This window comes from Paraburkholderia sp. RAU6.4a, from assembly GCF_050435625.1.
In the GTDB taxonomy this organism is placed as follows: Bacteria; Pseudomonadota; Gammaproteobacteria; order Burkholderiales; family Burkholderiaceae; genus Paraburkholderia; species Paraburkholderia tuberum.
Window position 1 is genome coordinate 406324 of the sequence record NZ_JBNDKQ010000001.1, and the last position, 19877, is coordinate 426200.

Annotated in this window: 27 protein-coding genes and 3 pseudogenes; 16 read left to right on the forward strand and 14 right to left on the reverse strand. The window is 62.0% G+C overall.

The features are described 5' to 3' along the window. Positions 1-213 precede the first annotated feature (213 nt). Genes nodB through OKW40_RS01805 form a run of 4 tightly spaced genes read right to left on the reverse strand, consistent with a single transcriptional unit; the run spans position 214 to position 2502 of the window. On the reverse strand, positions 214-906 hold the full coding sequence (nodB, locus tag OKW40_RS01790; RefSeq protein ID WP_184053424.1) for a chitooligosaccharide deacetylase NodB: 693 nt from the start codon (positions 904-906) through the stop codon (positions 214-216). Then, positions 903-1535, reverse strand: coding sequence for a NodA family N-acyltransferase (locus tag OKW40_RS01795; protein ID WP_311541613.1), 633 nt, complete (start codon positions 1533-1535; stop codon positions 903-905). Before OKW40_RS01795 ends, nodB begins: the two co-directional genes overlap by 4 nt. Next, positions 1532-2299, reverse strand: a complete 768-nt coding sequence (locus OKW40_RS01800) for a hypothetical protein (protein WP_429402230.1) — start codon at positions 2297-2299, stop codon at positions 1532-1534. Before OKW40_RS01800 ends, OKW40_RS01795 begins: the two co-directional genes overlap by 4 nt. Further along, positions 2296-2502: a hypothetical protein gene (locus OKW40_RS01805; protein ID WP_429487862.1), complete on the reverse strand. Its 207-nt coding sequence runs from the start codon at positions 2500-2502 to the stop codon at positions 2296-2298. Before OKW40_RS01805 ends, OKW40_RS01800 begins: the two co-directional genes overlap by 4 nt. 176 nt (positions 2503-2678) lie before the next feature. On the opposite strand from OKW40_RS01805, the pseudogene OKW40_RS01810 reads away from it, so the two are divergent. Both OKW40_RS01810 and nifA read left to right on the forward strand, forming a co-directional pair. Next, positions 2679-2975, forward strand: a pseudogene (locus tag OKW40_RS01810) (reverse transcriptase domain-containing protein); the annotation flags it as partial. Positions 2976-3628: 653 nt separating this feature from the next. Next, on the forward strand, positions 3629-5467 hold the full coding sequence (gene nifA / locus OKW40_RS01815; RefSeq protein ID WP_429402231.1) for a nif-specific transcriptional activator NifA: 1839 nt from the start codon (positions 3629-3631) through the stop codon (positions 5465-5467). Between the two features lie 213 nt (positions 5468-5680). Here the strand turns inward: nifA and OKW40_RS01820 are convergent, their stop codons facing one another. The 7 genes from OKW40_RS01820 to nifV all read right to left on the reverse strand — a co-directional run bounded on the left by OKW40_RS01820 (position 5681) and on the right by nifV (position 11105). Next, a complete protein-coding gene (locus OKW40_RS01820; protein ID WP_429402232.1) occupies positions 5681-5842 on the reverse strand; it encodes a hypothetical protein in 162 nt (53 codons plus the stop codon). Between the two features lie 32 nt (positions 5843-5874). Further along, positions 5875-6174 (reverse strand): ferredoxin family protein, encoded by a 300-nt coding sequence (locus OKW40_RS01825; RefSeq protein ID WP_018423212.1) that lies wholly within the window; start codon positions 6172-6174, stop codon positions 5875-5877. Next, the gene (locus OKW40_RS01830; RefSeq protein ID WP_184053433.1) at positions 6171-7481 is read right to left on the reverse strand and encodes an FAD-dependent oxidoreductase; all 1311 of its coding nucleotides are present in this window, start codon (positions 7479-7481) and stop codon (positions 6171-6173) included. The genes OKW40_RS01825 and OKW40_RS01830 overlap by 4 nt, the downstream gene beginning before the upstream one ends. A gap of 11 nt (positions 7482-7492) precedes the next feature. Next, positions 7493-8596 (reverse strand): electron transfer flavoprotein subunit alpha/FixB family protein, encoded by a 1104-nt coding sequence (locus OKW40_RS01835; RefSeq protein WP_184053435.1) that lies wholly within the window; start codon positions 8594-8596, stop codon positions 7493-7495. Then, positions 8593-9441 (reverse strand): electron transfer flavoprotein subunit beta/FixA family protein, encoded by an 849-nt coding sequence (locus tag OKW40_RS01840; RefSeq protein WP_184053554.1) that lies wholly within the window; start codon positions 9439-9441, stop codon positions 8593-8595. Before OKW40_RS01840 ends, OKW40_RS01835 begins: the two co-directional genes overlap by 4 nt. 4 nt (positions 9442-9445) lie before the next feature. Beyond that, entirely contained in the window at positions 9446-9814 is a 369-nt protein-coding gene (gene nifW, locus OKW40_RS01845; RefSeq protein ID WP_184053439.1) for a nitrogenase stabilizing/protective protein NifW, read from the reverse strand. Between the two features lie 154 nt (positions 9815-9968). Then, the gene (gene nifV, locus OKW40_RS01850) at positions 9969-11105 is read right to left on the reverse strand and encodes a homocitrate synthase (protein ID WP_184053442.1); all 1137 of its coding nucleotides are present in this window, start codon (positions 11103-11105) and stop codon (positions 9969-9971) included. A 111-nt stretch (positions 11106-11216) separates the two neighbouring features. Between nifV and OKW40_RS01855 the strand changes: the two genes are divergently transcribed. After that, positions 11217-11474 (forward strand): hypothetical protein, encoded by a 258-nt coding sequence (locus tag OKW40_RS01855; protein ID WP_184053445.1) that lies wholly within the window; start codon positions 11217-11219, stop codon positions 11472-11474. Positions 11475-11486: 12 nt separating this feature from the next. Here the strand turns inward: OKW40_RS01855 and OKW40_RS01860 are convergent. From OKW40_RS01860 to OKW40_RS01870, 3 genes and pseudogenes are all read right to left on the reverse strand, one after another. After that, positions 11487-11639 (reverse strand): annotated as a pseudogene (locus tag OKW40_RS01860) (2Fe-2S ferredoxin); the annotation flags it as partial. Between the two features lie 22 nt (positions 11640-11661). Beyond that, on the reverse strand, positions 11662-12036 hold the full coding sequence (erpA, locus tag OKW40_RS01865; RefSeq protein WP_184053448.1) for an iron-sulfur cluster insertion protein ErpA: 375 nt from the start codon (positions 12034-12036) through the stop codon (positions 11662-11664). 292 nt (positions 12037-12328) lie between these two features. Continuing rightward, positions 12329-12583 (reverse strand): annotated as a pseudogene (locus OKW40_RS01870) (aminotransferase class V-fold PLP-dependent enzyme); the annotation flags it as partial. Positions 12584-12932: 349 nt separating this feature from the next. Here OKW40_RS01870 and OKW40_RS01875 point away from each other — a divergent pair. The 13 genes from OKW40_RS01875 (at position 12933) to OKW40_RS01935 (ending at position 19872) form a co-directional block, all read left to right on the forward strand. Then, the gene (locus OKW40_RS01875; protein WP_260335099.1) at positions 12933-13091 is read left to right on the forward strand and encodes a hypothetical protein; all 159 of its coding nucleotides are present in this window, start codon (positions 12933-12935) and stop codon (positions 13089-13091) included. Between the two features lie 304 nt (positions 13092-13395). Further along, the gene (gene nifB, locus OKW40_RS01880; RefSeq protein WP_184053451.1) at positions 13396-14991 is read left to right on the forward strand and encodes a nitrogenase cofactor biosynthesis protein NifB; all 1596 of its coding nucleotides are present in this window, start codon (positions 13396-13398) and stop codon (positions 14989-14991) included. 40 nt (positions 14992-15031) lie between these two features. Continuing rightward, positions 15032-15226: a 4Fe-4S binding protein gene (locus OKW40_RS01885; protein ID WP_184053454.1), complete on the forward strand. Its 195-nt coding sequence runs from the start codon at positions 15032-15034 to the stop codon at positions 15224-15226. A gap of 50 nt (positions 15227-15276) precedes the next feature. Next, positions 15277-15684, forward strand: coding sequence for a HesB/IscA family protein (locus OKW40_RS01890; RefSeq protein ID WP_184053457.1), 408 nt, complete (start codon positions 15277-15279; stop codon positions 15682-15684). 15 nt (positions 15685-15699) lie between these two features. Continuing rightward, positions 15700-16281, forward strand: coding sequence for a hypothetical protein (locus OKW40_RS01895; RefSeq protein WP_184053460.1), 582 nt, complete (start codon positions 15700-15702; stop codon positions 16279-16281). After that, a complete protein-coding gene (locus OKW40_RS01900; RefSeq protein WP_184053463.1) occupies positions 16278-16997 on the forward strand; it encodes a hypothetical protein in 720 nt (239 codons plus the stop codon). The genes OKW40_RS01895 and OKW40_RS01900 overlap by 4 nt, the downstream gene beginning before the upstream one ends. Further along, positions 16990-17370, forward strand: a complete 381-nt coding sequence (locus tag OKW40_RS01905) for a nitrogen fixation protein NifZ (protein WP_184053466.1) — start codon at positions 16990-16992, stop codon at positions 17368-17370. The genes OKW40_RS01900 and OKW40_RS01905 overlap by 8 nt, the downstream gene beginning before the upstream one ends. Then, complete coding sequence (locus tag OKW40_RS01910; RefSeq protein WP_071336673.1) at positions 17367-17642, forward strand: nitrogen fixation protein NifZ; 276 nt, start codon at positions 17367-17369, stop codon at positions 17640-17642. The genes OKW40_RS01905 and OKW40_RS01910 overlap by 4 nt, the downstream gene beginning before the upstream one ends. After that, positions 17639-18010: a hypothetical protein gene (locus OKW40_RS01915; RefSeq protein WP_184053469.1), complete on the forward strand. Its 372-nt coding sequence runs from the start codon at positions 17639-17641 to the stop codon at positions 18008-18010. The genes OKW40_RS01910 and OKW40_RS01915 overlap by 4 nt, the downstream gene beginning before the upstream one ends. Positions 18011-18044: 34 nt before the next feature. Then, positions 18045-18182: a hypothetical protein gene (locus OKW40_RS01920; protein ID WP_260330635.1), complete on the forward strand. Its 138-nt coding sequence runs from the start codon at positions 18045-18047 to the stop codon at positions 18180-18182. Between the two features lie 41 nt (positions 18183-18223). Further along, entirely contained in the window at positions 18224-18442 is a 219-nt protein-coding gene (nifT, locus tag OKW40_RS01925) for a putative nitrogen fixation protein NifT (protein WP_007177241.1), read from the forward strand. 1 nt (position 18443) lies between these two features. After that, positions 18444-18722 carry a hypothetical protein gene (locus OKW40_RS01930; RefSeq protein WP_429487864.1) on the forward strand — a complete coding sequence of 93 codons (279 nt, stop codon included), beginning with the start codon at positions 18444-18446 and terminating at the stop codon, positions 18720-18722. Next, on the forward strand, positions 18709-19872 hold the full coding sequence (locus tag OKW40_RS01935; RefSeq protein ID WP_184053475.1) for a DegT/DnrJ/EryC1/StrS family aminotransferase: 1164 nt from the start codon (positions 18709-18711) through the stop codon (positions 19870-19872). Before OKW40_RS01930 ends, OKW40_RS01935 begins: the two co-directional genes overlap by 14 nt. The last annotated feature ends 5 nt before the right edge of the window (positions 19873-19877 follow it).

A 19877-nucleotide genomic window follows, 5' to 3' on the forward strand; every position in this document is an offset into this window, starting at 1 on the left:
TCTAGATGCTTTGGGAGTGCGATGGACTCCAGGCATGCCGAGAGCGCGCGCGGGTCCTCGTTGAAGCAGGGAACGATGACATCCACGCCCGGCAGAGTGTCGGAGTCGACCAGGCCGTCCGACAGCGATGACACGTTTGTCGGCTGAGCATAAAGCGTCTGAGTGCTTTTATAGACAGTCGAGAGCAGCGCATAACACGAGACAGCGACAGTGCTAGTTGCGCCAAGCAGGTTCATAGGGTGTCTGGTTTGTCCGGTGAGGTTGAGGAAGCGATCGGATTGCAAACCCCCGGTCATGCAATGCTGGAATCATGAGGGAAAGCGCCATGAGGGTCTGCTCGCGCCGACTAGCGAGAGTGCATCGTCCCAATTCATCGGGAGGGCATCCGTCGTGCAAGAGCACAATTGCACCCGGCCGGACAGAGGCCAGCACTGCGCTGACAATCGCGTCCACGCCGGGACGAGACCAGTCTCGCGGGTCTACCGACCAGTGGAGGGGCGCCAGACCAGCGCTCGCTGACGTAGTGAACACTGCTTCGGTCCACATGCCATACGGGGCACGCATATACCGCAGCGAAGCATGGGGGCTCGCCATCCTGATGACCTTGCTTGCCGTTAGTATTTCTTGTTGTACTTCGGTGGGTTCGCATCTGGACAGGTCCGGATGAGTCATCGTGTGGTTTGCGACCTCGTGCCCTTCTGCGATCATCCGTCGGATCAGCTTCGGCTGGTCCGCTGCGTACGCACCGATGACGCAGAAAGTAGCTGGCACCCGGTGTTCCGCCAGCACATCGAGGACGTCCGGTGTGCAAAGTGGATTAGGGCCGTCGTCAAACGTCAAATAAACGCTGCGACGCCCGTTGGTGTCAGCGCACTCGCTGCGCGCTTCGGATAAGCAGTGCCTCACAGCTCTGGCCCGTTCCGATCAATTATCGTTCCGGTCGGCCAATCGCTCATTGACCGTCCAATCGGTAAGACGACAATGAGTACGTCCTCGATGCGCGTGGGCGGCGTGTCGAGATGCACTTCTCGAAGGGTCGACCTCACGCGAACTCCAGACACAATAGTCGCCAGACCGTGTCGGCCGAGCAGCCTTGCAATATGTTGCCGCAACGCGTGTCGAACCGTGCCGAAGCCGAATGGAACGTCAAGTTCCTGCAACACGGGATACATCACGCGCATTAAATGAGGGATTCCGAGTCCCTCGAGATCCGGACGTACCGCGTACAATCCTAGTTCGGCCACTAGTAGATCGACTGCGCCAACCTTGATGAAACGACGCAGTGCGCCGACATGAGCCGCTACGCCGCGCGCGTCGTAGCCGATTGCACGGACCTCTGGCCTCGCACCAGCCCAACTGTGATTGCCTTCGAATGGTTTTGCATTAAACGCCCCGGTCGGTCCGTAGGTCTTTTGGAAGAACTCGGACAGTTCGATGTGGTCGGCGAGTCGCAACTCATTTTCCCAAGCCAGCCTCCACCGCACCTGAGAGCGCAGGGAGAGAGGTCCTCTATCTGTGGACACGGCCAAATTCACGACTGCCTCCTATGCGCCGTCCGGCCTTTGAGGGTGGACCTGACGCACGCGAAGGACTTGCTGAGAAAGCGGTGCGATTTCAAGAAATCATCTGCACTCTGGAACAGTGCTGGGATGAAGCCCGAAGAAAAGAGTATTTCCGTCAACGCTTCACGGACCGATTGAACCTCTTCCACGATGGAGATTACATCGACTGCGCGTGCCTTTCGCACCGGATCTACCAAAGACTTCCCCCGCATCTTCCGCACGATCTGACCGCGATTGACACGAGATCCATTTGGCCGGGTCGCTGAAGCATTTGGCACCTGCAATCGGCTGCTCCCGATTTGTCGCGAAGCCCAGCCGAAGTCGAGGGTTGCCTCAACTGTACGAAGGTAAGCGGCCGATATAGAAAGGGTTTGGAGAACTATGCGAAGTTTTGCCGGTAGTAAGCGCCTACGCGACCTGCCAGACGCTTGCCGCGTCGTGTCGGCGCGATCCAGCTTGCCCATGCCGCCGAAGACCGTGGCCGCATTGGACATGTGCCTCGGTTGATGCTCGGCGTACACCTGAGGATTTTTCTCGGAGTCAGGGCAAAGATCGACAACCATCTTGATATGCCCAAATTCTATTTCTCCGGCCCGACGTTTTGCTACAGTATTCATGAGAGCGTCCACGAGAAATTGACTTGAAATTCGGTGCCGTATCCGCCGAGAAAGTTCAGCGAGTTCGGGATCGGCGATTTCCTTCGTCCAGGTGATGAAGCGTCGCCAGTGCTGCTTCATGTGCCCACCGTTATGGCCGCCCATCGGGCCGTACACGCCGCTGTTGCGCCATGCGTGAGCCGGTCACGGACCGACTGCCCGCTCACGCCGAGTTGCCCGGCGGCGAGCTTGCGCTTGATCCTGTGTCCGCGCAACGACAGGGCCGCCGCTCGCGTGCGCGTGTCCCGATGCATGTGAGTGATCGACAACTGCTGCAACGTCATTCCTCGGTTTCGCTCAGTTCTACGACACACTTCATCCGCTACCCCGGCACGACGAAGGCGCCAGCAGGTTTGCGAAATTGAAATGGACTTACCAGGAACACTATCCTCCATGCCGTGCATTTCGTAAAATCGATTGTTTTGATGGAACGCATCCACACTATGGATAAGTTGGGATCATGCGCTTCAAGGGCCTCGATCTAAATCTGCTCGTCGTGCTCGATGCTTTGATGACCGAGCGTAATCTCACCGCGGCGGCACGCAGCAAGGCCCAACTCAACGTCGTTCGCTACGCCGATGACTTTATTGTGACCGGTATGTCGAAAGAAGTGCTCGAATTCGAGGTGCTTCCGGCGGTCAGGCAGTTTATGGCCGCTCAAGGTCTGGAGCGCTCGGAAGAGAAGACCCGGATCACGAACATTGCAGACGGTTTCGATTTCCTTGGCCAGAACGTGCGCAAGTACGACGGCTACCTGCCCAGCGCCTGCCCGCTCAAGGAACGATGTCACCCGGCGACTACCGTCGCATTCGACGATGGGAACATGAGCATATAGTTGAAGCCATGCAGCGTCGGCTAGAGCGCAAGCCTGACGCAATGAACATCCGCAGAAGCACATGTCGAATATGTCTTCGGCACGCTGAAGCACTGGATTGGGGGCCACACACTTCCTGACCCGAACGCTCGGACGGGTCAGCACCGATAGGCTCGGATCTGACGATCTGAAAACAGTTTCCATACGTTCTCGGCCAGTTCAAGAGGAACATTTTGTCGCCCGACACGGAAGCGCTTCTTGTGCCAAATATCCCGCTGCGCCGGGGTGGGCATGCCCGAAGAGGTCGCAAAGATAGATCATCTTCGTCCTATGCTCGGATGCGGCGAGTTATCTCACGGGCACCGAGGCAGAAATCAATGATGGACGACACCTGTAATCGGCTGCACCTGGAGTAGACAAATCGCAGTTGATTTGAGCGACATCAATGGAACTCGCGTTCCTAACGGAATCCACGCAGCGAAATCGCAAAAGCAGAAAATAAGTACATCAAGGCACTACAGTTTCACCGTCCTTCCATGAAAGGGCATTATCTTTTGAAGTCAGCCCGTGAAATTGGGCGCTAGATCGAGGATGATATGCAACACAATGCCCGCAAATCCGAACAAGGTGACGGGGAGCACGGCCCCCACAACGGGGACGTCGTCATGCTGCATATCGCTTCCGTACGCGAAAGGCCTGGCTCAAAGTCCGAGACGGACCACGCGGTCCCTATTGTGCAGTGGCACGAGAGCGTGCTTACCGGCATCTTCGAAATATCGAAGGTACTCACCGCCCCCTACCGGCTCGAAGTCACGTTGGCCAACGTCATCGATCTCCTGCAATCGTTTGTTCAGATGCGACTCGGTATCGTCTCTCTCTTCGACGATGATGGCGTACCGGACATTACCGTTGGCGCGGACTGGAGCGAAGGCAGCGATGAGCACTACCGGATGCGCCTGCCGCAGAAGGCAATTGACCAGATCATGGCGACGGACAGGCCGCTCGTCGCCGAGAACATAGCGGTGCATTCGGGCTTCAGTGCCGCCGACATGGGCGTGCTCGGTGCCTCCGACAACATGCGAGTGTCGTTCATTGGCGTCCCTATTCGCATCGACGCGAAAGTCGTAGGCACGCTGACCATCGACCGCATCCTGGGCTATGAGTCGAACTTCCGGCTCGATTACGACGTGCGGCTGCTTACCATGGTCGCCAACCTGGTGGGGCAGACGGTGAAGCTGCATCGCTTTTTCAAGAGCGACCGCGAGCGACTGATGGCGGGGAAGGACGGGCTGCAAAAGCCATTGTCCGAGCTCAAGCACCCTGCAGGTGAGCGTAAGAAGTTTCAGATCGAGGGGATCATTGGCGACAGCCCGGCGCTGCGCGGGCTGCTCGCGAAGATCGCGGTGGTAGCCGAATCGAACAGCACAGTTCTGTTGCGCGGCGAATCCGGTACCGGGAAGGAGCTGGTCGCCAAGGCCGTTCACGAGCTGTCGCCGCGCGCCAAGCGGCCCTTCATCAAGCTCAATTGCGCGGCGCTCCATGAGACGGTGCTGGAATCCGAATTGTTCGGTCATGAGAAGGGTGCCTTTACCAGCGCCTTCAATTCGCGCAAGGGGCGCTTCGAGCTCGCCGACAAGGGGACGCTGTTTCTGGACGAGATCGGCGAGATCTCGGCCTCGTTCCAGGCAAAGCTGCTGCGCGTCCTGCAGGAGCAAGAATTCGAGCGCGTCGGCAGCAACCAGACCATTAAGGTCGATGTTCGCGTGATTGCCGCCACGAATAAAAACTTGGAAGAGGCGGTGGCAAGGAACGAGTTCCGCGCCGACCTTTATTATCGCCTCTGCGTGGTTCCCTTGCTGTTGCCGCCGTTGCGTGAAAGGCGCAGTGATATTCCGCTCCTCGCCGTTGAGTTTCTCGAGAATTTCAACAGCGAGAACGGCCGTACGCTGACCTTCGATGCGAGCGCGATTGAAGTATTGATGAACTGCGGTTTTCCCGGCAATGTCCGCGAGCTCGAGAATTGCGTGCAGCGGAGCGCGACCTTGGCGCCGGGACCAGCGATCGTGAGAAACGACTTTGCCTGCTGCCACGGCCAGTGCCTGTCCGCGATGCTGTGGAAGAGCCGATCGGACGAAATTGCGCTGCAGCCCGGGCGAATCGTACCAGTGCCCGTGAAGCCGGCTACGCCGCGGGCTGAGGCTGCTACGTCGGGCGCAGTTGCTGCGGTCCAGCCTGTCGGCAGCGAGCGGGCTCCGTTGGCGGCTGGCGGCGCAGTCCTCGGAAGTGATGCGAAGATGACCAACCGCGAGCGTCTCATCGCCGCCATGGAAAGGTCCGGCTGGGTGCAGGCAAAAGCGGCGCGGCTGCTTGGACTGACGCCGCGCCAGATTGGCTACGCGCTGAGGAAATACGGTGTCGAGATCAAGCGTCTCTGAAAGGACTGTCGGACTTGCGGCGTGTCGGGGCCGCGACATCGCGACTGAGGCGAATGGCTCGGAGAAGTCAAATCTGGATTTGGCGCGGACCTTGGCACGATCACGATGGGGAGCGGCCCGTATCTCGACTAAGGTGGTGCGAACGCGGCGCTGTCATCGCCGGTTCGTTGGGCCATGTGTCTCCTCAGACGGCCCGTTGCAGCGACGCTCCCACTACGGGCCGAGGCAGCCCGAATATGTGATCGCGACGGTATCGGGCGCCTGGCGTTTCTGCTGTTCCGCCCAGAAGACCTTCAGCAGCGCGGCCGAGCCCTTGCCGCCCGCGCAGGCGCCCCGCGGATGCGGCGGCGGCCGGTTCTCGGTGCAAGCAAACACATGTCGTTCTGCTTTGGCAATGACGATGTTCCTCAACCGAACTTGAACAGGATGCCGTGACCACCGCGCGGGTAGTCCCACTCGATATTCTGGTGGTCGGTACAGAGGATGCGGCAACTGCCGCATTCGAGGCAGCCGTCGGTGATCAGCGTCACCGCGCCGTTGCCTTCGGCCTTGTAGCACGAGGCCGGGCAGACGAAGGTGCAACTCTTCGCGCTGCATTCGCTCTGGCAGACGTCGGCATCCTTGATGTGGACGTGCGGCCGTCCTGCATCGACGCGATAACGGTTCTGGAACAGCTTTTCCTCTACGTTGACGGGTAGGGTGCTCATCGGAAGGCCCTCAGGAGTTTGTAGGCGTCACCCACGATGCCGGAAAGCGAACGGGCTGTGCGGAAGCTCGAAAAAATCTCGCGCTCCTTGCTTTTCTTGTCCTTACCGTCGACCGTGATCATCGTGCGCGCGGCGCGTGCCATGAGGTCGGGGTAGGTCGTGAAGAACTGCGGATTCTGGTGCAGCACGGCCGGCATGTCGCGGTACTTGTGCAGGTCTTTCATCACGAAGCTCTGATCGAGCGCGGCCTTGTAGGCCTTGAGCGTGCCGGCGCGGTAGCCGTGGCCCGCGGCTTTCGCGTGGATCACCGTTTCGGCGGCGAGGCGTCCCGTGGTCATCGCAAGATTCGATCCTTCTCGGTGCGCGGCGTTCACGAAACCGCCTGAATCGCCAACGATCATCCAGCCGTTGCCGTAGACCTGCGGGATTGCGTGAAAACCGCCTTCGGGAATCAGATGCGCGCAATACTCCTTCATCTCGCCGCCCGCAATCAGCGGTGCGATCGACGGGTGCTGCTTCATCTTTTCGAGGAGCGCGTAGGGGCTCGTGCGGTTGGGGTTTTTCTTGAAGTCGCTCAGCATGCAGCCCACGCCTATGGTGAGCGATTCCTTGTTGGTATAGAGGAAGCCAGTGCCCATCATGCCGTCGGTGATCCTGCCGACCATCTCGATCACGACGCCGTCGTCCTCGCCGACGTTGAAGCGCTGGCGGATCGTCTCCTCCGGCATGAAGAGAATCTCCTTGACGGCGAGCGCAACGTTGCCGGCCCCGATCTCTCCATGAAAGCCCGCCTTGCGCGCGAGCGTCGAATTCACGCCGTCGGCGAGCACCACCACGTCGGCATAGACATCGCCGTGCTCGCGGTCGCACTGCACGCCGACCACCCGGTCGCCGTCCATGATCAGTTCCTTCACCGTGGTCTCGCAGAGCAGCAGTGCGCCGGCTTCGCGCACTTTCGATGAAAACCACTTGTCGAACTGCGCGCGGATGATTGTGTAGCGGTTATAGGGCGGCTTGTTGTAATCCTCGCTGCGCACATGTGTACCGACAAACGACGTATCGTCGAGCATCCACATCCGCTGCTCGATGATGTGGCGCTCCAGCGGCGCATCGTCGCGGAAGTCCGGGATGATCTCTTCGAGCGCCTTCGCGTACAGGATCGCACCCTGAACGTTTTTGCTGCCCGGATATTCGCCCCGCTCGATCTGCAGCACTTCCAGACCTGCCTTGGCCATCGTGTAAGCGGCAGCGTTGCCGGACGGACCGGCGCCGACCACAATCACATCGAACTGTGAAGGTTTTCTCATCGTGATTCTCCTCAGGCAGCCTGCTTGCGGCGCCGGGTCAAATGCTCCGCAAAAGCCTGCTTCAGCGCGGGCAACACTTGCAACGCATTGCCGACAATCCCGTAGTGTGCGAAATCGAAGATGGGTGCGTTCGGGTCGGTGTTGATCGCCACGATCACGTCTGCGCTTTCCATGCCCACGCGGTGCTGGATCGCTCCGGATATGCCGGCGGCGATGTAGAGCTTGGGCCGCACCGTCTTGCCGGTCTGTCCCACCTGGCGCTCCCCCTCGACCCAGCCGGCCTGCACGCATGGCCGGGTCGCACCCACTTCGCCGCCGAGCACGTTCGCCAGTTCGAACGCCAGCTGGAAGTTCTCAGGGCTCTTCAACCCCTTGCCGCCGCTCACGATCACATCGGCATAGGGCAGGTTGATCCGGTTGCTGCTCGCATCCGGGATAAAGTCGAGCAGCCTCGTGACGATGTCCGTCTCGATCATCCCCAGCGTTCCATGGACGATGTTGCCGGTGCGTTCGGCGTCGCGCGGCGGCATCGGCATCACGCGGGGGCGCACCGTCGCCATCTGCGGACGGTACGCGAGCGTCATGATCGTGCACAACAGGGAGCCGCCGAAGGTGGGGCGCGTCGCCGCCAGCGCCCGCGACGCGGGATCGATGTTGAGTCCGGTGCAATCGGCGGTCAGCCCGGTCAGCAGGGTCGTCGCTACGGAGCCGGCGAGGTCGCGGCCCATCGACGTCGCGCCCAGCAGCAGGATCTCGGGCTGATGCCGGTTGACGAGGTCGGTCAGCCCTTTCGTGAACGGCTCGTTGCGATAGCCTTGCAAGACCGGGTCGTGGACGATGTACGCATCGTCCGCACCGTAAGTGAAGGCTTCTGCGGCGAACTGTTCGAGCGGTTCATTCGCGCCGCCGAGCACCGCGATGCCCACTCGGCTGCCGAGCGTGTCGGCCAATTTTCGCGCTTCACCGAGCAGTTCCCACGAGACGCTGTGCACGTGTCCACGGTCGTGCTCGATAAAGACCCAGACGCCTTTGTAGGCCTTCAGGTGTTTCGGCAGTTCGAGATTGCGTCCTGCGCGGCCGGCGGGTTTCTTCGCGGGGGCGGCGGGTGCGTTCATGAACCCTCCTTCATCAGCAGGTCAGCTTCCAGGGTAGGATGGCGCGCGAAGATCTTTTGCAGCAGGTTCACCGACACGTCGCAAAGACTCGTTGCGTCGAGGTCGAGCATCTCCGCTTTCTCGCTGCGCGGCGTCGGTCCAAAGACTTTACTGACCACCGTCGGCGAGCCCTTCAGGCCGATCTTGCCAAGATCTTCGATGCCGGCCTGTTCGCAGTTCCATTTGTGCACCGGATAGCCGGCCGCGTGAATCATCGCGGGCAGCGTCGCAAAGCGCAGTTCGTTGGTGTTCTCCAGCATTGTGATCAGGCACGGCAGCGCAGTCCTGAGCACGTGCACGCCGCCCTCGGCGCGGCGCTCGACGGTGATCGTGCGCGCATCGAGAGCGGTCTCGACGATGCGCGACACGTAGGTCAGCAGTTGCAGCCCGAGGCGTTTGGCGATACCGGGGCCGACTTGCGCGGTGTCGCCGTCGATCGTCTGCTTGCCGGTGAACACGATGTCCACCGCCTGCTCCTTCGCGATCTGCTGGATACCCGCTGCCAGCGCGTACGACGTAGCGAGCGTATCCGCGCCAGCGAATGCACGGTCGGTGAGCAGCACGGCGTCGTCCGCGCCGAAGCTGATGCACTTGCGCAGCGCTTCCTCGGCCTGCGGCGGGCCCATGCAAAGCAACGTGACCTTGCCGCCGAAGCGGTCCTTCAGTCGCAGCGCCTCTTCGAGTGAAAACAGGTCATACGGGTTGACGATCGCCGGAACACCTTGGCGCATGATCGTGTTGGTGACCGGATGAACGCGGATCTGCGTCGAGTCCGGGACCTGCTTGATGCAGACGACAATGTGCATGGTCTTAACGATGTGCATGGTCTTGCTCCACCTGTCCGGCAAGGGTGCGCGCGGGCAGCGACGCGCGCAGACTGTCGAGTGAAACGTGCTGCCGCCCATTTGTGTCCCGGAACACCTTGAACACTTTTTCCTGCGCCGGCGTGGAGGTGACGAAGTCGCCGTAAGCCTTCAGCAGCAGCGCGTGATATGACGCGAACAGGGCGGCTTCGTCGCCTTCCGGCAGCGCGTCCTGTTGCTGGATGTACTGAAAGAAGCGCTTGAGGATGTGCAGTCGACTCACGTTGACGACCTTCTGGTCGAACGGAATGCCGAAGAACTGCAGGAAGTCCTCGGCTGAGGACAGCGCCTTGAGTTGCTGGACAAAGCTTTCCATCGCGTTTACTCCTTGCAAGCGGATGAGGATAGGTGTGGACAGAACGTCGGCTCGGCGAAGTACTTGTCGCAGGCGCCGCTGGTGGGGCACGGCGTCGTCGTGCCCGACTGTTCGGATCGCGCGACGCACTTCGTGAAGCCGACCACAGCGCCGCTCATGACAATTCTCCGACGGTGTAGCGCAACTCGATCAGGAAGCGATAGAGGTCGGCGGCGCTGGGCGTTTGCTTGTGCTGGGTGGCATGGTGGCGGATACGGGGCAGCAGCAGCACGAGCAGCTTTTCACTGACGGCCAGGCCGAGCGCGTCATAAGCCCGGCGCACGCTTTGCGAACCCGAATGCTTGCCGAGCACGACCGAGCGTTCGCGACCGAGTTCGGCGGGATCGAAGCTCTCGTATGTCGATGCATTCTTCGCGAGCCCGTCTGTGTGGATGCCCGACTCGTGCGTGAATACGCTGGCGCCGACAATGCTTTTGTTAAGCGCGACCGGGCGTCCTGAAGCCCGTTCGACAAGCCGCGAGATGCTCAATAGCGCGGTCGTGTCGACGCCGGTGTTGCGACCCATGATATGGCGCACGCCCATCACGATCTCCTCCAGCGCGGCATTTCCGGCGCGTTCGCCGAGACCATTGACAGTGGTGTTGGAGTGGGTTGCGCCGGCGCGCAGTGCGGCAAGGGTGTTCGCGGTCGCGAGCCCGAGGTCGTTGTGCGCGTGGATTTCGATTTCCAGATCGACCGCGTCGTGCAATCGCGCAATCGCTTCATAGGTCGAAAAAGGATCGAGGACGCCGAGCGTGTCCGCAAAGCGGATGCGTTGCGCACCACACTGTTGCGCGTGCCGCGCCACGTCGGCAAGGAACGAGGGGTCCGCGCGCGAGGCATCCTCCGCGCCCAGCGAAACCTTGCGGCCGCTTTTGACGGCGGCGCTGATCACGCGATTCACCTGCGCGAGCACCCACGAGCGCGGCTGGCGCAATTTGTGTTGAAGTTGGATATCGGACACGGGAATCGACAGGTGAATGATGTCGGGATTGCAGCACAAGGCCGACGCCAGGTCCGCGTCGGTGAGACGGCCCCAGACCATCAGATCGGCGTCGAGATTCAGCGCGACGATGGTCTGGATGCAATCGATTTCCTCGGCACCCATCGCGGGGATACCGATCTCCAGTTCGGGTACGCCGGCGCTTGAGAGCGCCTCGGCAATCGCGCATTTTTCGGCAACCGTGAATGCGACGCCAGCGGTCTGTTCGCCGTCGCGCAGTGTGGTGTCGTTGATGATCGGATTCGACACGGGAAGTTGTCCTTTAGGCATTTGATCATACGGTTTGCAAGTACTGCGCCATGCACCGTTAGTGCGAATAGCCGCTTGCCGCGGGGCTTTCCCGTGTTCGCTGGCGCTGTGATGAAGCGGTTCCAACGAAGACCTGTCGCGAATGTCCTGTTTCGAACAGCCAGGTGTAGCGATGAACACGGCGCTGCAGAAAGCGATGCGCGATGCGATGGGCGTGGTCAGCCAGGATGTGCGGATGCGGTCGGCGCGATGCAAACGCTGGAGGAATTGGCTATCCATGGCGACGGCGATGCGGGAAGAAAAACACAGGCGGCGGCTATCAGCGCGGCTATGACCGCTATGGCGCTTGAAGAGGCCGCACAGCGCTAAGGACGCATGCCCTCAATGCTCACGCGCGAGCTCGCGCGTATGTGGCGGCAGTTCGATCGTCAGGTCGGCGTTGCGCAGCTTCACGCAGCACGCGAGACGCGATTGCACGTCAAGGCCCCACGCATTGTCGAACTGGTTGTTCTCCTCGTCGTCGGGAGGCGCCAGTCAGTGAGATTTCATGATTGCCTCACACGGAAAACGAACTGCCGCAGCCACAGGTGCTCTGCGCATTGGGGTTGTGAATGACGAAGCGCGAACCTTCCAGGCTGTCTTCGTAGTCGACGCGCGCGCCGGGCAGGTATTGCTGGCTCATCGAATCGACCAGCAGCGTGACGCCGTCCGTGACGGTCTGCATGTCGTCGTCCGCCACCTGGTCGTCGAACGCGAAGCCGTACTGCAAGCCCGAACAGCCGCCGCCTGACACGTACAGCCGCAGCTTCAGGTTGGGATTGCCTTCTTCCTCGATCAGCGAGGCCACTTTCGCAGCGGCCTGAGGCGTGAATTCGAGTAGGCCGGGCATGACGCCGGGTGTGGCGGAAGCCGGTTGGGCGAGCGTTTCCATGGAGGTTCCTCTCAGGCTTGAATGGACTCATTTCGGGTTAGACGAGCAGGTCGGTTGCTCGGCGAGTTACAGGTCGTCGGCTGCTGCGCCTCGAATCGTCTGGCGCGAGCGAAAGTCAGACACGGCCGCCTTGATCGCGTCCTCGGCGCGAGAATCGAGCAGTGGATCTCGATCGGCGGCAATGGCAGTTCCTCGACGATCTGATGCGTGCACAACGTCCCCGAGCGCATGCCGCGCTCGTGGACGCCGCCGTGCAGTTGGCACGCGATCCGCATGCGCGGCCCGAGCCCCACGAGGTCCAGACAATCTCGTCCGGGTCCCCGTTGACGAGCGAGCTGACCTGCTCGCGGGCGAGTTCCACCGCTTCTTCGCCGACCCAGCCGTAGGCATGCGAACGGCTGGCGGGATTGCCGTACATCTCGGTCAGGTAAGGCAGCATGCGTCTGATCACGCACGGATCGACCGGCGTGGTGGCGGCATGATCCAGATGCACCGGGTGGGCGCCGCGCGGATGGAGGCTGGTACTGACGCGTTGGAAATCCGACATTGCAGGCTCTTGAAAGCGGGGTAATGCGACCTTGAGGGCAACTTCCATGCCACTGGATTGTCACGCTCTAGTGGCCTCTTTCAGCTGGGCCGCTGTTGTTTCGCTGTTGTTTTTGAGTCGATGCGCCCGACGAGTGAGGATTGCCGCCGTTCTTTTTGTCGGATTTGTCGTTACGCGCGCGGGATTGACATGCGCGATGGCTGAATCGTCAGGCGTTGAAATGCGCTTACTTCAAACGCTGTGTCTTTGGGTCGATCGTGCGCCTTGCGCTGGTACATCGAAAGCGCGCAGCGCACGAAGGGGAAGTCAACGGTGAACATTCAGGCAAGCGTTGGACGGCGTCTACGAGGTGAGCAAGACGCTGGTTTCGTCGCTCGATGTGGCGAAAGCCTTCCGCGAGTCCCTGAACTATCTTGTGCAGACGATGGAGTGGCGGCGCGCCTTTGTGGTGCTGGCCGAACCGGACGGGCAACTGCGCGGCCGTGAGCGCTACGGGACTTTCGCGTGACGAGCAGCAGCGGGCGACCACACGTTCGCGAAATCGCAAGCCAGGGAAGCCGGAGGGTGAACGCGAACGATTGATCTGGTTTGTGCGGGTCCCTCTCGCTGGTTTAGAACATGCCGTCCGGGTCGTGTGAGATTTGTCGCAACACCGACACGACGCAACGAAAATGTAGGGATACGTCGCGCGCCGGGATCAAACAGAACTGCGAAATATATCCTAACCCATTGATTCCTGGCGTTCTTGTCGAGTGGCATGGATCTGGCTCTATGGCTTGCGCGCGGCCGCCGTTGGTTGCGAGGAGATATCCATGCAAGCGAGTTCAAATGCGAGCGACTTGCCCGCAGCGGCCTATATCAGCATCGGGCAGATTAAACCGCTCGGTGTGAAGATCGAAGACCCGTCCACCGGTGCCGGCTGCGGCACGCACGGTGGCGAGGGTAAGGCCAGCTGCGGCGCGTTGGGTAGTCTCGACGACATGCCGCCGGACATCTGGGAGAAGGTCAAGAATCACCCATGCTACTCGGAAGAAGCCCATCATCACTATGCGCGCATGCATGTGGCGGTGGCGCCGGCTTGCAACGTCCAGTGCAACTACTGCAACCGCAAATACGACTGCGCGAACGAGTCGCGTCCCGGCGTGGTCTCTCAGAAGCTAACGCCGCAACAGGCAGTGAAGAAGGTCGTGGCGGTCGCAAGCGAGATTCCACAGATGACGGTGCTTGGCATCGCCGGTCCCGGTGATTCGCTGGCGAGCCCGAAGAAGACCTTCGAGACGTTCCGGATGCTGCAGGAACAGGCGCCGGACATCAAGCTGTGCCTGTCGACCAATGGCTTGGCGTTGCCCGACCTCGTGGACGAAATCTGCAAGTACAACATCGACCACGTGACAATCACCATCAACATGGTCGACCCGGCGGTGGGCGAGAAAATCTATCCGTGGATTTTCTGGAAGCACAAGCGCGTGACCGGTTACGAAGCAGCCCGAATCCTTCATGACCGGCAGATGAAGGGTCTCGAGATGCTCACCGCACGCGGCGTGCTGACCAAGATCAACTCGGTGCTGATTCCCGGCATCAACGAGGAGCACCTGATCGAGGTCAACCGCGACGTCAAGAAACGCGGCGCGTTCCTGCATAACATCATGCCGCTGATCTCGGAGCCCGAGCACGGCACTCACTTTGGCCTGAGCGGCCAGCGCGGACCGACTGCGCAGGAACTCAAGGCCGTGCAGGACGCCTGCATGGGCGGCGCCAACCTGATGCGTCATTGCCGCCAGTGCCGCGCGGATGCGGTTGGCCTGCTGGGCGAGGACCGCAGCGAGGATTTCACGCTCGACAGGATCGAGCAGATGGAAGTGGTCTACGACCTCGACCGCCGCCGTGAATACCAGCAGCGCGTCGAAGCCGAGCGTCAGGCGCAGCACGACGCGAAGCAGGAAGCGCTGGCTGTCTCTCGCGAGATCGACGTCGCCGACGACATGAAGGCGCTGGTCGCGGTCGCAACGAAGGGCGGCGGCCGGGTCAACGAGCACTTCGGCCACGTCACGGAGTTTCAGATCTTCGAGGTCTCGGCAGCCGAAGCGCTGTTCGTCGGACATCGCCGGGTGGACCTGTATTGCCGGGGCGGTTACGGCGACGACGAGCAACTACCGTCGGTCGTGCGCGCGCTTCGCGACTGCCACGCGGTGCTGGTCGCGAAGATCGGCGCCTGCCCGAAAGACGAACTGGCGCAAGCTGGCATCGAGCCGGTCGATCAGTACGTCGGCGAATTTATCGAAAAAGCGGTGCTTGCTTGGTTCAACGACTACCGCAGTCGCATCGCCAGCGGCGCCATCGTGCACCTGGACCGCGGCGATGCTTCGATCCGCCAGGGTGCTTACACCTCGTCAGCCTCAGCGGCGTGACACCCCACACCCTTCCAGACAGGACAACAGGAGAGCCTCCATGTCTCTGAAGATTATTGCGTCCACCTGTACGGGATGCTCGGCCTGCGAACCGGAATGCCCCAATGTCGCGATCAGCGACAAAGGCGGCGTGTTCGCGATCGACCCCAAGAAATGCAGCGAATGCGAAGGCCACTTCGACGACCCGCAGTGCGTCGCCGTGTGTCCCGTGGACGGCTGCATCGTTCAGGTTTGAGTCTGGCTCGTGGCCGGGCCGGCCATTCATCCATCAGGAGACTACGCATCATGCTGTCCAACGTAACTGTTACGAGCGCCGCAGAGAAGTTCATGCGTCGTATCGTGCGCTTTTCGGGCCTGCCGGCTGGGGCCGGCTTTCGTCTGGTGGTGAGCGCCGGCGGCTGTTCCGGCTATACCGCGAAATTCACCGCCGAGCCGGCGCTGCAACCAGGCGAACAGGAACTCGACATCAACGGCCTGCGCGTATTCCTGCCGGCTGAGAGCCGGCTGATGCTCGAAGGCATAACGATCGATTTCGCCGACAGGCTAACCCAGTCCGGCCTGATCTTCTTCAATCCGAACCAGGCCGCTTGTGGTTGCAGTAGTAGTGCGGAGTCGGCGCCGCCGGGCGTGGCGACCATCGATGTCAGCGCGATTGGCCGCGGGCGGCCGCCGCTGCCGCGTCAGATCTCCTGAAGAGGAGCGATGGCGATGGAGTCCGGCGACCGTGCCCTCGACGACGTAATGACCGCGTTTGCGCAGAGCGCGATTGGCGGCGGCTTGCCGTCGGGCGTCAATGCATTGATCGCCGAGGCGGGTCGGTTGCGCGAGCGCCCCGGCGAGGCGCTCGCGCTGTTGCAACGCGCCCGCGCCGCCGCGCCGCGCCATCCGGTGCCGTTGATCGCGCTGTACCGCTTTTACTTCTACGACCATCAATTGGCGCAGGCGCGTGCGATCGGCGAAGACGCGCTGGCGGTCGCCCGCACCGCGCTGGGCTCAGATTTCGGCGATGAACCGCATGCGGCCGCGATCGTGACCACGCGTTATGACGCGGCCGCGCGTTTTTATCTGTTCACGCTGAAGGGCCTCGCGTACCTCAACATGCGTCTCGGCGACTTTGAAGAAGCGCGCATGCGACTGCGCGAATTGCGCCGGCTCGATCCCGAAGACCGGGTGGGGGGCGCGCTGCTTTCGCAGGTCTTGGATCGTCATGAGTCCGGCGTCGGGTCCGACGATGCAATGGATGCGCTGAGTGCATATCCGACGCGCGGCTGGACGGGGACGAAACCATGAGCGTACAGAACGTGCGCGTACCAGGCGGCGACATTGCACCGCGCCACTGGCAGGGCGGCCCGCTCGACTGCGCCGGCTGCGGGTGCGTGCGGTTGCGCGAGTTGCCGGCGGAGCACGATTGCGGGCCAGCGAGTCACGCCGGTGTGTTTTGTCTGCCGGCATTGCTCGGCGACCCGGACGAGATGGTCCGGCTGCAGCTCGCGTTGCGATTGCCGCAGGCGCAACTGGCACGCCTGATCCACGATCCGCATCGCGAGGTGCGGATTCGCGTGGCGCAGCGCCTGTCGCCTGCTGCATTGATCGGCATGCGGGGCGATGCCGACTACGGCGTGCGTGAATGGGTGGCGCGGCGTCTGCCGCTCGCGCTGCTGCCGCAGATGATCGGCGACCCTGATCGCGGAGTCCGGATGCGACTGGCCGAGCGTCTTGAGATGCCCGCGCTGCTGCGTATTGCCGACGACAGCGAGGCCGAGGTACGCCGCATCGTTGCCGAGCGTCTGCCCGCGACGCTGCTATCGCGCCTCGCGTTCGATCCCGATTGGCGAGTGCGCTGGCAAGTCGCGCGGCGCGCCGCTGGCGAAATCGTGGCGTCGCTGATGGATGACGCGGACGAAGAGGTGCGCGCGCTCGCGCGGCAGCGCCGGCAGTCGGGCGAGGTCGCGAACCTGATGACCACCGGACAGACGCAACGATCAGCAGGAGTGAAGCATGGCTGACATCAACCGCGATGACGACCTGATCGAGGTCGCGTTTCCCCCGCGCTTCAACTACGGCGAGCGCGTGATCGCACGCGCGGTGATCCGCAACGACGGCACCTACAACGGCAAGGACATCGGCGAAGTGCTGGTGAACAAGGGCGAGATTGGCTACGTCACCAGCATCGACACCTTCCTTCAGCAGTTCTATATCTACGCGGTGTATTTCGTCGAGAGCGGCCACCGTGTCGGCATGCGCGCGAAAGAGCTATGCACGCTCGACAACCTGCCGGACGACGTGCTGCAAGGCTTGGGCGAGCGGGCCGAAGCGCTGCACAAGATCGGCACGCGGGTCCAGCCGGAAACGTCGCAACCGCAGGAGCCGTCAGCATGAGTATCGAACCGGTTCAGCCTGCTTATCAGTGGGGCATGCGCGTGATCGCGCTGGATGACCTGTGCAACGACGGCAGCTTTCCGGAGCGCGGCCAGGACGATTGTCTGGCCGAGGCGGGTACGGTCGGCGAAATCGTCAACGTCGGCCAGGTGATTGAGAGCGGCGAGCCGGTCTATCTGGTGGAGTTCGGCAACTGTGTCGTCGGATGCACGGAGAATGAAATTGCGCCCGCACCCGCCGGCCTGCTACCCGAAGAAGGAGCCATGTCATGACGGTTCAGGCGAGCGCGCCAGAAGCGGCGGCGCCGCGCGACGGTTTGCGCGCGGGCCGCCCTTTCGACCTGACCCAGCGCCAGATCGAGCAAGCGTTGCGCGAGCGTACCCGCTACCGCTATGTGGTGCCGCGCGTGCTGCGCGATGGGCCGGGGTTCCGTGTCGAGAGTCCGTGCTGCTCCCGCAATGTCGACGCGAATGGCGGGCTGATCGACATAGCCTGGCTCACGCGCGATGAAGACGGTATGTGGCACCTGAGCGCGCGCGATCATGCATCGCACCGATGGATGCCCCAGCATGAGAGCACCGGCCTGGCCGAGTTGCTGGACACGCTGTGCATCGATTGCGAATGCGTGTTCTGGCCGTGAAGCAAACTAACGGAGCCGGGCGACGATCTATGGTGTGCCGCGCGATGAGGCGCTGGCGGCGGTGCGGCTGTCGCTCGGCGAAATCACTACGGCGCAGGACATTGAGTACGTGCTCGCCCATCTGCCGCGGTTGCTTCGTCCACTGCTGGAGGAAGCAGCGCATCCCGCTTGAACCTGGTTTGAACCTGTCATCAACCTCCGGAGTCCGCAACCATGAAAGTCATGATCCGCAAGGACAGCAAGGGCGCGCTGAGCGCCTACGTGCCAAAGAAGGACCTGGAGGAGCCCATTGTCGCGATGGCGCAGCCCGGGATGTGGGGCGGTCTCGTCACGCTCGCGAACGGCTGGCAACTCGAATTGCCCGCGATGGCCGACGATACGCCACTGCCCATCACGGTCGAAGCGCGGCGTATTGCGGGCGTGGAGGAGTGAGATGAGCCTGAACGCCGAGCAATTGGACTTCGCGGCGGACCTGCTCCGCACGGCACCGACGCTACGCGACGCCGCCGCGCAATGGCACGAACGTTATCCCGAGGTGCGCACAATGCATGTCAGCGCAACGGCGATGCGCGACGAGACAGCAGCGCTCCGGTTCGGTGTGCGCAGTATCAATTTCGCGATATCGGCCGGGTATTACAGGACCATCACGCGGCGGCCTGAAGAGGCCGATGCGTTGATCCTGACTGAGGACAAGGCGCATGGAAATCGATGAGATCGCGTTGAGCGAACCGGCTTGCGCGGCGCGCGAGATCGATCTCGTCAACGCGGTGCTGCAATCCTCGCGTTGGAGCGACGGGCCGATGCTTGATTCGTTCGAGCGCGCGTTTGCGGGCTGGGTTGGCCGGGAGCATGCGGTCGCGGTCGCGAGCGGCACGCTCGCCACCTGGATTGCGTTGCGCGCGACGGGGATCGGCCCGGGAGACGAGGTGGTCTGCGCGTCGCACACGTGGCATCAGGTGGCGCAGGCGATCACGCTGGCGGGAGCCGTGCCGGTGTTCGCCGACATCGACTACTGGAGCGGTTGTCTGAGCGCCGAAAAAGCCGCGCAGAAGATCGGCCCTCGCACGCGCGCGATCCTCGCCGGCAATACCAACGGCCACCCGGCCGCGTGGGCGCTGCTGCGCGAACTGGCCGACGCGCAGCGCTTGCGGCTGATCGAAGACAGTACTGAGGCGTTGGGCTCGCGCTACCGGGGCCGCAACGTCGGCTGTTTCGGCGACGTATCAGTGTTCGACTTCTCCAGCCCGTCCGCGCTGTGCACAGGAGCGGGCGGCATGCTCGTCACCGACGATGACGAACTCGTCCATGAACTGCGCTATCTGCGCGAGCGGCGCGTCACGGACCGCGCGTCCGTCTCGGTCGGCTCGCGGGTGCCGCTGCAGGCGGGCATCAGTGATCTGACCGCCGCGCTCGGTCTCGCGCAACTGGCCGAACTCGACACGCGCCTCGCGCAGCGAAAGCAGGTCGAGACCTGGTATCACGAAGAGATGCAAAGCTTCGAAGGGATCAAGCCGGCCTACGTGGCCGAGGACGTCGAAGAAGTGCACTGGATGCTCTATGTTGTGCATTTGGGCAAGCGTTTTACGCAGAGCGCGCGCGCCCAGATGATCGACGACATGAAATCTTGCGGCATTGAGACGGTGGCCTACAGCCATCCGCTGCATCAGCAGTTCCACTACATGAACTCGGGCGATGCGATCGGCCGCAAGAGCGGCCTGTTGCCCGACACCGAGCGCATCGGCGATCGCGCGCTGGCGCTGCCGCTGCACACGCTGCTCGACACCGACCAGGTCAGGTACATCGTCAAGACGCTGAAAGACACCGCGACCAACGTGGGCGCCGGCGCTGCCATTTATCTGTGAGGCGC